10 protein-coding genes are annotated in these 15,435 nt (G+C 53.6%); 4 read left to right on the top strand and 6 right to left on the bottom strand.

Features of this window, described 5'->3' with window-relative positions; genetic code table 11:
- The first annotated feature begins 333 nt into the window (after positions 1-333).
- The 4 genes from BIND_RS15525 to BIND_RS15540 all read left to right on the top strand — a co-directional run bounded on the left by BIND_RS15525 (position 334) and on the right by BIND_RS15540 (position 7,179).
- Positions 334-2,538: an O-linked N-acetylglucosamine transferase, SPINDLY family protein gene (locus BIND_RS15525; protein ID WP_012385976.1), complete on the top strand. Its 2,205-nt coding sequence runs from the start codon at positions 334-336 to the stop codon at positions 2,536-2,538.
- Positions 2,539-3,208: 670 nt separating this feature from the next.
- Positions 3,209-4,153 carry a molybdate ABC transporter substrate-binding protein gene (gene modA, locus BIND_RS15530; protein ID WP_012385977.1) on the top strand — a complete coding sequence of 315 codons (945 nt, stop codon included), beginning with the start codon at positions 3,209-3,211 and terminating at the stop codon, positions 4,151-4,153.
- Between the two features lie 425 nt (positions 4,154-4,578).
- Positions 4,579-6,849, top strand: coding sequence for a type II secretion system secretin GspD (gene gspD / locus BIND_RS15535; RefSeq protein ID WP_148210668.1), 2,271 nt, complete (start codon positions 4,579-4,581; stop codon positions 6,847-6,849).
- 108 nt (positions 6,850-6,957) lie between these two features.
- Positions 6,958-7,179, top strand: a complete 222-nt coding sequence (locus tag BIND_RS15540; protein ID WP_041778159.1) for a hypothetical protein — start codon at positions 6,958-6,960, stop codon at positions 7,177-7,179.
- Between the two features lie 4 nt (positions 7,180-7,183).
- On the opposite strand, the gene BIND_RS15545 is transcribed toward BIND_RS15540, so the two are convergent.
- From BIND_RS15545 to chvE, 6 genes are all read right to left on the bottom strand, one after another.
- Positions 7,184-8,404 carry an SMP-30/gluconolactonase/LRE family protein gene (locus BIND_RS15545; RefSeq protein WP_012385979.1) on the bottom strand — a complete coding sequence of 407 codons (1,221 nt, stop codon included), beginning with the start codon at positions 8,402-8,404 and terminating at the stop codon, positions 7,184-7,186.
- A 173-nt stretch (positions 8,405-8,577) separates the two neighbouring features.
- A complete protein-coding gene (locus tag BIND_RS15550) occupies positions 8,578-9,945 on the bottom strand; it encodes a carbohydrate porin (protein ID WP_012385758.1) in 1,368 nt (455 codons plus the stop codon).
- A gap of 259 nt (positions 9,946-10,204) precedes the next feature.
- Complete coding sequence (locus BIND_RS15555; protein ID WP_012385980.1) at positions 10,205-11,134, bottom strand: ABC transporter substrate-binding protein; 930 nt, start codon at positions 11,132-11,134, stop codon at positions 10,205-10,207.
- A 195-nt stretch (positions 11,135-11,329) separates the two neighbouring features.
- Complete coding sequence (mmsB, locus tag BIND_RS15560) at positions 11,330-12,520, bottom strand: multiple monosaccharide ABC transporter permease (protein ID WP_012385981.1); 1,191 nt, start codon at positions 12,518-12,520, stop codon at positions 11,330-11,332.
- Positions 12,517-14,052 (bottom strand): multiple monosaccharide ABC transporter ATP-binding protein, encoded by a 1,536-nt coding sequence (mmsA, locus tag BIND_RS15565; RefSeq protein WP_012385982.1) that lies wholly within the window; start codon positions 14,050-14,052, stop codon positions 12,517-12,519. The genes mmsB and mmsA overlap by 4 nt, the downstream gene beginning before the upstream one ends.
- 73 nt (positions 14,053-14,125) lie before the next feature.
- A complete protein-coding gene (chvE, locus tag BIND_RS15570; RefSeq protein WP_012385983.1) occupies positions 14,126-15,190 on the bottom strand; it encodes a multiple monosaccharide ABC transporter substrate-binding protein in 1,065 nt (354 codons plus the stop codon).
- Positions 15,191-15,435: the final 245 nt, after the last annotated feature.

Raw genomic sequence — 15,435 nt, forward strand, 5'->3', positions numbered from 1 at the left:
AGCAAGCTATAATCTCATCAATATAAGTTTTAACTCATCAGCATGGTGTCTCCCAAAGCTCCTGCTGTGGCTGACGAGCCAGCATCTTGGTTCCTCAGTCGACCATGATGGTGTGCTTTCATAGGATTACGATTACTCCGAGCCAAACATCATTTTGCGTCGACGGCTCTGCCGGCCGCCGACTGTTTCACTGATGGCCTACCGCATCCTACAAGGAAGCGGTTTCGGCACTGTTCTTTTCAAGAATAGAAATCGCCTGCTCACCTTTCCTGCCACAGCTTCTCTTCACACGTTGCTTTAGCACCACGCTCATTTTCCGCCTGGGATCGCGAAATGGCCGAGAATCTTAATTCACTCCTGCACTCACACCCTTCTCGATTCGGCGTGGGGCCTCAACAGCAAATCTTGCTGCAAGCAATGACTCCCCCCATCCAGATCCGTCGCGGTCGTAAACATCATGCAAAAGGTGTCGAATACGCTCGCGAAAACCGATGGAGACAAGCCCTCCATGAATTCGAAGAGGCAGCGCGCCGAGCACCACATGAACCGAATTTTCATTATTCGCACGGGGTCGCATTATGTCACTTCAACCGGTTTGCCGAAGCCATCAAAGCCTTTGAGCGTGAGCTTGCAGTCATACCTGAGCATGGATCAGCGCTGACTGAATTGGGTGCCTGTTTTGCACGAATAGGTCGCACCCGGGAAGGCATTTCCTATCTACGGAAAGGCCTCAAACTGATGCCTTATCTGCCACAGGCTCAATTTAATCTCGGACTCGCTCTGCTGACCGAAAGCCGCCGCCAAGAGGCGATCGAGGCATGTGACCGGGCGATCGAACTTGATGCGAACTATGCGGATGTCTATCGGCTGCGCGGCCTAGCCTATGCGATGAGTGATGAGGACGAGAAGTCCTTTCATGACCTGCGTATAGCGGCCGTTCTCGACAACAAAAATTACGACATTCTAGTAAAACTCGGCACGCAGAATAGCGAAAAATCGAATCTGCCACAAGCGAGTCGCCTCCTTGAAGTGGCAGCGAAAGTCGCTCCGAAAATGGCTCTGGCGCAATATGCCTGGGGCCACTTTCTCATCGGTCATCGTATGTACGAACTTGGATTAAGTTTCGTCGACCGTGCTATCGAATTAGATCCGTTGCAATGGGCACCGTATCTTGCACGCGCCTTGGGCTTTCTGGGGCAAGGCCGTATCGAAGAGGCAATGGGATGCTATCGCCGAGCAAGCGAGATAGCACCCGACAATATAGACGTTGCAGGTGCGCCACTTTTTACTTTGCAGCATAAGCCGGGGGTTACAGAGGCGGATTTGTTGCAGGCCCATAAAAAATGGGGAAAACTGGCTCAGCCTCACGCGTCGAAAGATAGACTGTCTTTTACGAACAATCCCGACCCACAACGGAAACCACGGATAGGGCTGGTGTCAGGCGACATGCATCGCCATGCCGTGGCCTTCTTGACCCTACGGGCATTCGAGCAACTCGCGACGCTAGGCTATGAGATTTTTTGTTATAAGACGGACCCAAAGCGCCGTGACGACGATTTCAGCGAGCGATATAAAGCCTTTGCGAAATCCTGGCATGATATATCCGAGCTCAATGATACCGAACTTGCCGAGTTGATTGCCGAGCAAGAAATCGACATACTTTTCGACCTCGCTGGGCACACAAGCGGAAACCGCCTCTCCTTATTCGCCATGCGTGCGGCGCCCATCCAGTTGACCTGGGCCGGCTATGTCGGCACGGTTGGGCTCGATACTTACGATGGCATTATTGCCGACCCGGTTGAAATTCCGCTTGAGCATGATTCGTTCTATCTGGAACCGGTCATCCGTTTACCTGATTGCTATGTTTGCTATCATCCACCGACTCAAGAGGTTGATGTCGGTCCGCTCCCCTATACTAAGACAGGAACTTTCACGTTCAGCTGTTTCAACCGCCCCGCGAAACTCAATAGTGAAGTGGCTCGGGCTTGGTCCAAGATCCTGGAACAAGTGCCAAACGCACGTATTCTGATGGTCTATGGCGGTTTGGGCGAGGCGAGCACACAGGAAGCCATCTATAAAGTCCTTGAAAGCGGGGGGCTTGCACGTGAACGCGTGGAACTTGTTGGCGAAACCAATCAATTGAAACTTCTTGAGGCTTATGCCGAGAGAGTTGATCTCGCGCTTGATCCCTTCCCCTATTCAGGAGGGGTCACGACACTCGAAGCCATGTGGATGGGTGTCCCGACGATTACATGCGTCGGCGATACTTTTGCTGGACGTCATTCCGCGTCACATCTGACCGCGGCAGGGCTTGCGGATTTCTGCACCCCTACCGTGGAAGCCTATATTAATTTGGCCGTGGAATGGACCAAACGGCCACACGAACTGGCCGCCTTGCGCGCCAGCCTGCGCGATAAAGTCGCTGCATCGCCCTTAAATAATCATGTTCTCTTTGGTCATCATCTTGATGAAGCATTAACACAACTATGGAGAGAATGGTGCATGGTGCGCATTGCGAAATCAGATCTTGAAATCTGATTTCGCAATGGCCGGACCGTAAAATAATCGCGGCGTAAACGTCATTATAAAGCGCCGAAAATTAGTACAAAATGTGGCAACAGGCTGGCAAAAGCGATTGACTTTGTCACTTTCAATGATACATATAGATACAGCTTAACTTGATATAGGGCATCCGCTATCCAATTTCGGCATTGACGTGTTCTCTCAGAGCATAGCCCGATCAAAGATGACATTCTTTGATCGAAAAGAAGATGCTTAAACTTATGAACCTGAAGCAATTTCAGCCGATCGAATGATTTCATTCAATCGGAAAATATTACAGATTCAAGGCGCTTTCATCGCTCCCAAAAAATTTCTGATTGATGACTACTCCTGAATACAGAACGAGAGTCATGAGCTGGAACGACATCTCGCTCGGTCGCTTGTTTTCAAGGTGACACATACGGGTAACACTCCTTTTTATATCGGTATGTTAGCGATAAAAATCGCCCTCCCCATTGCACGAATGGACCGAAGACGATTCCAGTTGAGCCATTGTTTAAAGCGTTCGGCCAGCGAGCAAAGTATTCGCCGTTTCACCCGAAATCCGCCGCCCATAAATAGAGAAATTTCGTGGTGAATTTTCCAACTTGCGGCTTGCGGGCGGCGGGCTGCGATCATTAATCCAAGTATTCGTAAAGGAAGGACTATGTTCAATAGAAACATGAAGCATTTGGTGCCTGCCGCCGCTTCGGCGGCCATGTTACTATCTGCCGGGGTCGAAGCGAATGCGACGACAACGATCAATCTCGCTGTAGCTTCGAATTTCTACGGGACGACCAGCGGCTTCCCAACAACGAGCCCAATCGGCAATATTATTTCCGCCTTTGTTCTCGCCAATCCTTCCTATAGCGTTGTCGTGGTTCAGAACGGATCTTCTGCTTCGCTCGAGACCCAAATCACGAGCAGCGGCAATAGCCTGAACGTCGATCTCTTTCTATCGGCCGATACAACAAGACCATTCGATCTCTACAATAACTACAATGCCGATGTCGAAGGTATCCCATTTACTTACGCCATCGGCACTCTCGCATTCTGGAGCAATACCAGTACCGTTAATGCCGCGAATGGCTATTCCACAGGCGGCTTCACCAGCGTAGCAGTCGCCGACCCGACAAAAGCGCCCTATGGCGAAGCGACGTTGGAATATCTGGAGAATCAATTCGGCTCAACGACATTTCCTGCGACCTTCGTCACCTATACGAATATTGATGCGGTTTACAGCGCGGTCAGCACGGGGGCAAAGCCCGTCGGGTTTATCGCCGCATCAGCGATTTGCACCGGAACGACCGCTGGATCCGTTGGATATTTTCCAAATGGCGCGCCGAAGACCGGGCAATCGGCTCGAATATATCCGGCCATCGAGTTTTCGGCTGGTTATAATGGCACATCTTCAAGTCAGGGCAGCGTCAAGACTAACTACACCGCGATCCTTCAGTCCGCCATCAGGGTAAACCGATCTTCTACTGGGGGAGGTAGTGCTCCTACATACCGAGATCCAGGAACGGAGGCCGCGCTAAATACCTTCGTCAGTTATCTAACATCCACATCCGTCGCGGGTACTCTAGCAAAATACTGTTATACGGCACCCTAAAGAATATTGCGGGGCTGCATCGTTCGCGGTGCAGCCCTTTCGCGCATCTCATCATGTCTACGCTGCCACTCATGCCTGTGTGACAGCGTAGACATTTTTGCGTTCAACTCAACAATATGAAATGATCTCGAGCTCGGGAAATGAACGGGCGATTGTCGTGTCCTTTGAGCATGAGTAAACGCGCGCTGCTCGGCGCCGACTTCGAAATTTAATCAAGAATCCACGATGCACCTTGCTTTGCCGCTCACATTGTGGACTTTTGCGACCGAGGATGACTTCATCGGGTGAACCAAGTGAACGGACATTTCCTGACGCGCTATCCGCGTCAGTCTCTGTCTTCCCTCTTAGACGGACCGGGCAGTGCTCGCCAAGGAACTGGCGCAGCACAGGCGGTTCTTGCATGGCTATCTCGGCGATCGACGCTGATGACCCTGTTGTTTGCTCTTTCGACGATTCTTGCAGGCTGTAATGGAATTACTGGACCGGAAGTGGCTAGTCAGGTCAAACCGATGAATGGCTTTGGCGGGCAGGATCTGGCTGCGCGTTCCAGCACGAATGGAAACGATACCTTTGGCGCTTCGCCGCTCCCCGCGGCTCCGGGACCCATCATTTCTCGCGGAGGAATCGCTGGCGCTGCCCAAGCCAATGCGAGCGATTTCGCGGAAAACGGCGCGAGCGCGGTTACGGGTAATGTCACGCTGACGCCTGTGGAGAGCGCGGGCGATTATCAGTTGAATTTCGAAAATGCCGAGGCCACAGCCGTCATCAAGACCGTGCTGGGCGATGTCCTGCAGGTCAATTATGTCATCGATCCGCGCGTGAATGGGCAGATCAGCTTGACCTCATCCCGGCCGGTTCCACGCAAATCCCTGATTAGACTGTTGGAATCGGCCTTGAGCGGGATCAATGCCGTCATCCTCAAGCAAAACGGCCTTTACCGGGTCGTGCCGGCCGGCGACGCCACCACGATTCAGAATGTCCACTACCATGAAGCGGGCGAAGGCTTTGGCGTGACGGTCATCGGCATGAAGAATGTCCCCGTCGCGCTGGCCGGACGCGTTCTCGAAGGATTGGGGAGCCGTGGCGGCTCGGTCCGGATGGAGGCCGATTCCAATCTTCTGATCTTTCAGGGAACGGCCTCAGAGCGGCAGGCCGCGCTCGATGCGGCCTCCATGGTCGATGTCGATTGGCTCAAAACTCGATCCGTCGCCATTCTGCCTCTCACCAATTCGGCGCCGGACACGGTCATTGCCGAAGTCCATCGTATCCTTGGCACTGGCGAAGGCGGTTTGAGCAAGGATATTGTCCAGATGCAGCCGATCAACCGGCTGAACGCGGTGCTGGCCGTTTCGCGAAACCATGCCGCCATCGATAAAGTGACACGGTGGGTTTCCAAGCTGGACAAGGCGGATTACGCCGCCCTCGGCGTCAACGTGTACAAGCTGCAATATGCCAATGCCAAAAACGTCGCGGCCATGCTGAACCAGATCTATGGCGGCAGCGGCGGCCAAACCGGCCAGGATCAGGATAAGAATGTGCTTCAGCCGGGTGACTCATCCAGCTCAAGTATGCAGGCAGGCTTCAGCAAGAGCGGGAGTGGTTCCAGCCAGGAACCAAGCAGTCAATCAAGCAATCAAAGTGGAAGCGGCCGAGTCACAGCAGGATCCCTGTTCGCGAACGCAGGATTGAGATCCAGCTCGGCCAACTCGAATCCTTACGGAAGCCTCAGCCCTGCAACAGCTGCGCAGACCTCTGGCACACGCACTGATAATACGAGTTCGCAAGCGCCCGATGACCGTCAAAGCAAGGTTATACGCATTACGCCCGATATCTCGACTAATTCGCTGCTGATCCACGCTAATCGGCTCGATTATCGATTGATAGAACGCACCATTCACGCCATGGACCGGCCACCGGTCCAGGTCGAGATCGAAGTGACCGTCGCCGAAGTCACCCTGACGGATGCGCTCAATTACGGCGTACAAGCCTATCTCAACAGTTCCGCCGGCTCGTTGCAGATGCTTGGAAGCGCCGGTATTTCCAATGCCAGCATTCCCCTGGTCACGCCCCATCCGGCGGTGAACCTGATGATCGGTCAGATCGCCAATCCGCGTGTGGTGATCAATGCTTTGTCGAATATCACGGATGTCAAGGTTCTCTCGACACCTTCGCTCGTCGTGCTCGACCGGCAGCCCGCCGTGCTCCAGGTCGGTAATCAGGTGCCCATCCTCAGTCAGCAGGCGACCTCGACACAAACGGCGAACCCGGCGATCGTCAACAGCGTCAATTACAAGGATACCGGCATTATCCTGAATGTGCTGCCGCGTGTGAATGCCAATGGCGTGGTGGCGCTGGATATCGAGCAGCAAATCAGCGCGGTGACAAACCCCGACCCGACGAATTTGACACCGACGATTTCGCAACGGCGGGTTCGCAGCACCATTGCCATTCCCAATGGTCAGACGGTTCTGCTCGCCGGGCTGATCCAGGAAACAACCAATGGAACCCGGTCCGGCCTCCCCATCATCAGCAAGATCCGTTTCCTGAACGATCTCGTCACCAATCATAATTCATCTGACAGCCGCACCGAATTGATCATGTTCATCAAGCCTCAGATCCTCCGCAATGGTTTCGACTCGCAGCAGGTTTCCGAGGAATTTCGTGAGCGCTTGCAGATGATGCGCAGTCACCCGTGAGGCATGTCAAATCGCTAGGCCGCAGTGGCGATTTAGCTATTCGAGTCAGGTGGCGATAGCAGCGAGTTTGACGAACCCTCCACTCGCCACTCCATCAGGCTTTGCTTGATGGAGCCTCTGGCTCCTTCCGCCCATGAAGTTGGCGACAGCGATCCTACCGGTGGGATGGTCGGCGTTCTATCCCTTGTCGGCCATGGTGTCGCCAGCTTCGATGCCGTCGCTCAGGTTATGGGCAAAGGCGATGTCGTTGCGCTGGCCAGGAAAGCTGATCAGGCGAACTGGCGGGCCAGGGGTCTGGGCCCTGGGCATCCGCCCCCTTTTACAAATTGATGTTCTAGCCGGGGGCAGCACCTTGAGTCTGGACTTGCAATATATAAAGCGATTGGCTTGCAGTCATGAAGAGATGATTTCTCTTTGGCCCTCCAAAGGCTACATTGGCACAAACCTCCGGAAGGCGTAGGCGACCTATCAACTTACCAGATGGATTGAAGACTAAAACGCCTGAATAACCGAGCGGTCCGTTTGATGAACACCAAAGATTACCAAAAATATCTGCCCGTAATCCGTCCGGTCCGCAATGTACCCCATCAACGACCATGTCCGTGAACAAACGCATATTACGTGGCCGGTCACCTTGCACATCAAATGCATATATAACGCCTTTGCCACCGGGGCCATTATCGCTTGGTGCTTTTGCAGTGCTTACGACATAAAGTGTCTTGTAATCCGGCGAGAAGCAAAGGCCATTGGGATCTGGCACTTGGCTCTCCTGAATAACCGCATCGAGATGGCCATCTGGTGAGAGTCGATAGACATTGCTCGGCAATTCCCGCTTTTGTCCTCCGATCAGATCGCTATTCTCAGCCCCGAGGCGCGGATTGAAAAATCCCTGCGGATTAGCGGGGCCTCTGGCCATGTCTGGGTGACCTTCGGAAAGCGTCATGCCATAGGCGGGATCCGTAAACCACAGGCTGCCATCAGGATGAGGGACAATATCATTTGGAGAATTCAAAGATTTGCCTTCAAATTGAGAGGATAGCACAGTCATGCTGCCATCATGTTCCCATCGCACCAACCGTCGAAAAAAATCCTGAGTGGATATTTGCCGTCCTTGAAAATCAAAAGTATTACCGTTGCTATTATGCGAAGGCTGCCGATACGGAATGACCTGATTAGTCTCCCAAATATAACGATATTGTATATCAGCTTGTACATCACTGAAGACGAGATAATGACCTTGGCTTGACCACGCTGGTCCTTCCAACCAACGACCACCCGTCCAGACGCGGCGGATTGCTGTAATTCCCAAGAGCAGGTCGTTGAAAGATGGATCGAGAACAAGGATATCAGGGTCGGGATAGGGAGAAGGAGGTGCGGTTGGTCCCCATTGCCGTGGGGGTTGAGTAATCACGCTTGGAGGTGTTCCGAACTTGGCGTCATTCTGTGTCTTGCCAAGGCCTGGAAAGGCCATCGCACCCGCCAAGCCAAAAGTTGAACGCATCAGAATACGCCGCGAAATAAAAAGCGCGCGAGATTTTGCATCAGCATTGTACATATAAGAACTATCCTCCCCAATACTGACTACTCAGTCAGCGCCCGCTTTTACCTTTTGTGGTTTTGTAAAAGCATAGAATACTGGATGAAAGCGGTACATCAACATACAAGTAACATAAAAACTTGGCGACGATACATCACCCTTGTTGAAGGCAAAGCCTTGCCTTGAAAGCTTCAGAAATTAATGACAGTTTTCACACCGAGGATGGCCACATCCGGTTTGTTACAAACACCACCTGGGCAGTGAATCCATTGGAAGTTCGGACGCACATCGATGCCGTTATAGGCATGGAAGTTGTAGTAGATTTCCAAGGGATATTCGGCGCGTCGCACGACGGCTGAGCCAGGCACGAGGACATTGGACAGGATCGCGGCATTGGTCAGGCGCGAATTGACCTCCGTGCGGCCCCAGGCAATGGCGATTTCATCGCCCTGACGGTTCTCGAACGGTCCGTGATAGACGAGGCCGATGGTCTCTTGGTTGTTGAGCGTCGAGGTCGCCCGATCAAGCATCACCATGCTGCCGATCAGGCTCAGGCCCTGTTTGGGATGATCATCGGAAGGATGCGTGAGCTGCTGCGACATCTGGAAGCTCACGCCCCAGCGGCCACCCACCGGCAGATCGCTGAGCGGCACGAGATTCGGATAATTGAGGGCCACGACGTCCTGAGCCTGCTGCGAGCCATACCAGGCGGTGAATTGGTAGACACCGGGCAGACGGCCTCCATCAAAAGCCGGCAGCCAGCCGAATTCGATCGGCAGCAGGACCCCGTTGCCGCCGCTGAAATCGAAATTCACCCCATAGCTTTGTTTCAAGACGTTGGGGTTCATCTGATAGGCCGCCAGGGTGAAATAGGCTTCCGGCGCGTTGAAGCGCACCCGCGTGCCCCATTGGCCGATCGGATAATTGAAGAAATAATTGCCGGCGAGGCCGCGGCCCGGCGCCGAGCCGCAGAACGACAGGTTCATGAACACGCAAGGATATTGGGTGATGTCTTCACTCACCGCCATCTTGCCGATTTTCCAATCGATCACGCCATTGGCGAATTTCTGATCGTACCAGAATTGCGTCAGGCGCCAGATGTCACCGCGGCCATAGACTTCCTGCGGCTGGACCAGCATGTCGAGGCCGGCATCATGATTGAGATTGCGGCCCTCGCGCTTATCGAAGGTCATCTGGAAGATGGCACCCGGATCGCCGAATAATTTTTCCAGATCGAAGGTGACGCCAAGGTTCAACTGGCCGGCCTGGGCGATGCGGTTTTCCGCGCCGCCGGTCATGTTATAGGCGACTTCGCTGACCCAGACGAATTGGAAATCGATACCCTTGCGATAAAGATCGGAGCGCACCCCGCCCCAAGTCCCCAAGGCCCAGTCATGTTCCGGGACGGGAGGCGCGGGCGACACCGCCACTTGGGCTGGCGGCGCGACATCCGCGGCCCGTGCTGCCGTCCCGCCCTGCGTCAGTCCAAAACCCAAGGCCAAAATCCCCGCGATTCTCGTGGCCCGCAGAAGCTGCCGCCCTGCTTTTTTCGATGCCATTCTCACCCCCCTTGAGGCTTCATGCCGTCCATCCTGGTACGCGGATGATGTCAGCCGGATGAAGCCTTTCAATCCCCTGCCTCGTATCGAGAATCACAGATTCTCGAACCGTCACTTTTTAAACCGTATCCACTTGTCCTTATTGAACCGTGACGAGTCGCGCTTCAATAAGAATGGATACTGGAGCAACTGTTCCAGCTCTTTGAAACGCATCAACCGCAAAGAGGTCTCCCTTTTGCGGTTGATGTTGGTGCGCTGGTTAACGCTCGGCCCGCCAACCCTTGTATTCAGCGACATTCTCACGCGTGACCAGTTTCGGCGCGATGAGAATGACATCCTGCTCGGGCTTCTTGCCGTTCAGAAGATCATTGCCGAGATCAACGGCAAGCTGGGCAATCGCATAGGGATCTTGGCTGGCCGAGGCATGGATGCAGGTGTTCTTCGCCTTGAGAGCGACCTCGATATCAGGCGCGCCATCGACCGAAGTAATGATGAGATCGTTGCGATGGAGGCGCTGCGCGGCAAAATCAGAGCCAATCGCCTGCCGGTCATTGATCGTGAAGACCGCATCGATCTTCGCAAACTGGGAAAGATGGTCCTGCATGACATTCATGCCATGCCGATGCGATCCTTTGGCATTTTGATCGCTTGAAAGGACCGCGATCTCCGGAGCATTCGCAAGCGCCTTCTTGCAGCCCTCAACACGCTCGCGCACGGAAGACACCTGCGGACCGTTCTGAATGATGACATTGCCCTTGCCGCCGAGCTTGTCGACGATATATTGACAGGCGATTTCCCCCGCCTGCCGATTATCCGTGGTGATGGTGATATCGGCGCCTTTGGCTGCTGCATCGACAGCGATGACGGGAATACCGGCGGCATGGGCCCGTTGGATCGCCGGCTCCAGAGCCGCGGGATCGCCCGGATTGAGCAGGATCAAATCGACCCCCGAGGCAATGAGACTATCGATCTGGGTGGCCTGTTTGTTCAGATCATAATCGAAATCAAGCGTATTGATCTTGACATTCGGATTGATTTTCTGGGCACTTGCCGTAGCGCCCTTGGCCATGGCGACGAAATAGGGATTATCCATCGAGGCGAGCGAGAGGCCGATTGATTTGAGGTCTTTCGCCGATGCGTGCGCCGTCATGAGAGCCACCGCCGCGGCAGCCACCAGCACCTTGTTCATCTTCATTTCCTCCCTTGCTTATTAACTCTCTCGCCACGTTCATGGGCAAAATGAGAAACGCTTTATATAGCTCACGGAAATGACGGAGAGGCAATCAGCTTCTCCGCGAATCTTTTTCGTAAAGCTTACTATGGCCATAACGCTCGGCACAAGTTACCATCCAATGTAATCCAGAAAAGCAAATGATACGCACAATCATCGCTTCTGATTATAAACATCAAAGCAGACAGCACCGAGAAGGACAAGCCCCTTGATGACTTGCTGATAATCGATCCCGATTCCAAGAATTGACATGCCATTGTTCATGACACCCATGATAAGCGCGCCGATCACCGCTCCCGTAACGCGTCCAACGCCGCCATAAGCCGAAGCGCCGCCAATGAAACAAGCTGCTATGACATCAAGCTCGAAACCAAGACCAGCCTTCGGGGTCGCGGTATTGAGACGCGCGGCAAAGACAAGACCGGCAAGCGCAGAGAGCACGCCCATATTCACAAAGGTCAAAAACGTCAGCCGTTCGGTCTTGATACCTGAGAGCTTGGCAGCCTTCTCGTTGCCACCAATTGCATAGATCTGGCGACCTATTGTCGTGCGTGATGTAAGGAAGCCATAGAGTGCGATGAGCGCCATCATGATGACGAGCACATTGGGCAGGCCGCGGTGCGAAGCGATGAGATAGGTAAAATAAAGAACGACCGCGAAGAGCACCAGATTCTTGAAGATGAAAAAACCATTGGGTTCGACATTGATGTCATGGCTAAGCTGGCGTGCCCGATTTTTGTAGTTCGTATAGACCAGCACGAGAGCGACAGCGGCACCCATAAGGAGAGAGGTCGGATAGAGCGTGCCGGTGTCAGTGAAAACTTCTGGAATGAAACCAGAAGACAGTTTTTGAAAAGTCTGTGGAAAAGGACCGACCGACTGACCTTGTAGAATCGCCAGCGCCAGGCCTTTGAAGACGAGCATTCCCGCCAAAGTGACAATGAAGGAGGGAATTTTGAAATAAGCCACCCAATAGCCCTGTGCCGCGCCGATCAAGCCGCCAAGGACGAGGCAGATGAGGCTGGCAGGAACGAAAGGCAGATGGTAGTGCACCATGAGCACGGCAGCCACGGCGCCGATGAACCCAGCCACCGAGCCGACCGAAAGATCGATATGGCCAGTCACGATCACCAGGAGCATCCCGAGCGCCATGATGACAATATAGCTGTTTTGCAGGACAAGATTGGTGAGATTGAGTGGGCGTAGCAACGTGCCCTGGGTCATGACTTCGAAAAACAGCATGATGGCAAACAGCGATAGCAGCATGCCATATTCACGCAGATTGTCTTTTAGAAAGCTGATGTGGATAGGCTTCTCGCCGAGTGCGATCGTCTTGTTGCTCACTGCCGTTTCTCCCCTTTGCGCATGATGGAGCGCATGATTTTTTCTTGTGTGGCTTCCGCTGTCGGGAATTCTCCGACAAAGGCGCCTTCGTTCATGACGTAGATACGGTCACTGATGCCAAGCAGCTCCGGCATTTCCGACGAAATCACGACGACGCCTTTTCCGGCGTTGGCGAGATCGTTTATGATGCAGTAAATTTCATATTTGGCGCCGATGTCGATGCCACGAGTTGGCTCATCGAGGATCAGAATTTCCGGACCGGCGAACAGCCATTTCGACAGAACCACCTTCTGCTGATTGCCGCCCGAGAGCTTACCGACCTCCTGATAAACCCCTGAACTGCGTATGCGCATGCGGCTACGATAATCGCTTGCGACCTTGAATTCCTTCATGTCATCAATGACACGCTGGTTCGCAACACCCTCGAGATTTGCGAGCGTCACATTCTTGCGGATATCATCGGAGAGAAGCAGACCAAGCTCCTTACGGTCCTCCGTGACATAGGCAAGGCCGGCATTGATGGCTCGGCTGACCGTCGAGAGATCGACCTCACGACCATTGAGAACAGCCCGGCCGGTGATCTTTTGCCCCCACGACCGCCCGAAGACGCTCATGGCGAATTCCGTGCGCCCTGCTCCCATCAAGCCGGCGATCCCGACGATCTCACCCCGCTTCACGTGAAAATTCACATTCTTGATCAGTTGGCGGTCAGGATGCTGGGGGTGATAAACCGACCAATTTTCGATTGAGAAGATCGCTGCACCAATCTTGGGCTCGCGCTTTGGATAGCGGTGCTCGAGATCACGATCGACCATCTTGCGGATGATGCGATCTTCCTCGATTGCCTCGGCATGGCAATCCATGGTGTCGACGGTACGGCCGTCCCGCAGAACAGTGATCTGGTCGGCAACGCGGGAGACTTCGTTCAGTTTGTGCGAGATCAGGATGGACGTAATCCCCTGCGCGCGGAATTCGATAAGAAGATCGAGTAAAGCCTCGCTATCATTCTCATTCAGGCTAGCCGTCGGCTCATCGAGAATGAGCAAGCGCACTTTCTTCGAAAGCGCCTTGGCGATTTCGACCAATTGCTGTTTGCCGACGCCGATATTGGTAATGAGCGTGTCGGGAGCTTCATTAAGTCCGACCTTGGCCAACAGTTCCTTCGCGCGCGTATACACCGTATCGCGGTCGATCACACCAAATCGCGAGGGTGGATTGGCGATAAAGATATTCTCGGCGATAGACATCAAGGGGATCAGTGCAAGTTCCTGATGAATGATGATGATGCCGAGTGCCTCCGTATCATTGATATCGTGAAAGTGCCGCTCCTCACCATCGTAGAAGATCGCCCCTTCATAGCTCCCATGGGGATAAACGCCACTCAGCACTTTCATGAGGGTGGACTTGCCGGCGCCGTTCTCACCGACGAGAGCATGGATTTCTCCTGCCTTCACAGTGAGGTTCACGTCATTGAGCGCTTTCACGCCGGTGAAGCTCTTGCTGATGCCCCGCATTTCCAGGATCGCATTCATTACCTGGTTCCTTCAAGATTTTTGGGGGAAGCGGTCGCGCAAGAACGCGACCGCTTTTCTCAATGCGAGGAGATTAGTTGATCTCTGCCTTGCCGTAATAGCCACTGCCGATCAGGATCTCTTGCCAGTTGCTCTTGTCGACAACCACGGGCTTGAGCAGATAAGCAGGCACGACCTTCACGCCATTATTATAGGTTTTTGTATCGTTGACCTTCACCGGCTGGTTGCTCAGCATGGCATCGACCATGTCAGCGGTGACTTTGGCGAGTTCGCGTGTATCCTTGAAAATGGTCGAATATTGTTCGCCAGCCAGGATCGATTTCATGGAGGGCACTTCGGCGTCCTGGCCCGTCACGATCGGCATCTTCATGTTGCCGCTTCCATATCCCACCCCCTTCAAAGAGGACAGGATACCGATGGACAATCCATCGAAAGGCGACAGTACGGCATCGACACGCTTGTTGGTGTAATAGGCGCTGAGCAGATTATCCATGCGAGCCTGGGCGGTCGCCGGATCCCAGCGCAATGTCGCGACCTTGTCCATGCCCTTCTGGCCGCTCTGCACGACAAGCGTACCGCGATCGATATAGGGCTGCAGCACGGACATCGCGCCATTATAGAAGAAGTAGGCATTGTTATCGTCGGGCGAGCCACCGAACAGCTCGATATTGAAGGGGCCCTTTGCCTCCGGCAGGCCGAGCGCCTTCACGATCGATTCTGCCTGCAGCACGCCGACCTGGAAATTATCGAATGTCGAATAATAATCGACATTCGGCGTGTCCCGGATCAGGCGATCATAAGCAATGACCTTGATGTTCTTTGCCGCGGCCTGCTTGAGGACATCTGAAAGGGTCGTTCCGTCGATCGAGCCGATCACCAGGACTTTCGCCCCTTTCGTCACCATGTTCTCGATCTGGGCAAGCTGATTTGGAATATCGTCTTCAGCATATTGCAGGTCGGTTTCGTAGCCGCGGTCTTTCAAGACCTTGGCCATGTTGGCTCCATCCGCAATCCAGCGCGCCGAAGACTTGGTCGGCATGGCGATGCCGACGATCCCCTTATCGGCGGCCTGAGTCTGAGCCGAAAGAATGATCGCGCCAAACGCGCATGCGGACAAGACTGTACTGACGATTCTCATGTTTGTTCCCCCCTGAAACTTTGTGGTTGAAACGGCTGTTTCGCCGTCTCGCTCCTTGTTGGAGCAGGCTCTGAGGCACCTGACTTGGTATCAAATCCCTCAATCCTAATTTTGTAAAGATACTTTATTTATTTACAAAAGACGATGCCCTTTTGCATGAAGGTCAAAAATTATCGGATAGAGCTGCATTAAAAGTTTTTTCATTGCGGATCGTTGCGGCCTTCCAACATTCGAACCGAATGAAT

Source organism: Beijerinckia indica subsp. indica ATCC 9039, from assembly GCF_000019845.1.
Classification (GTDB): Bacteria; Pseudomonadota; Alphaproteobacteria; order Rhizobiales; family Beijerinckiaceae; genus Beijerinckia; species Beijerinckia indica.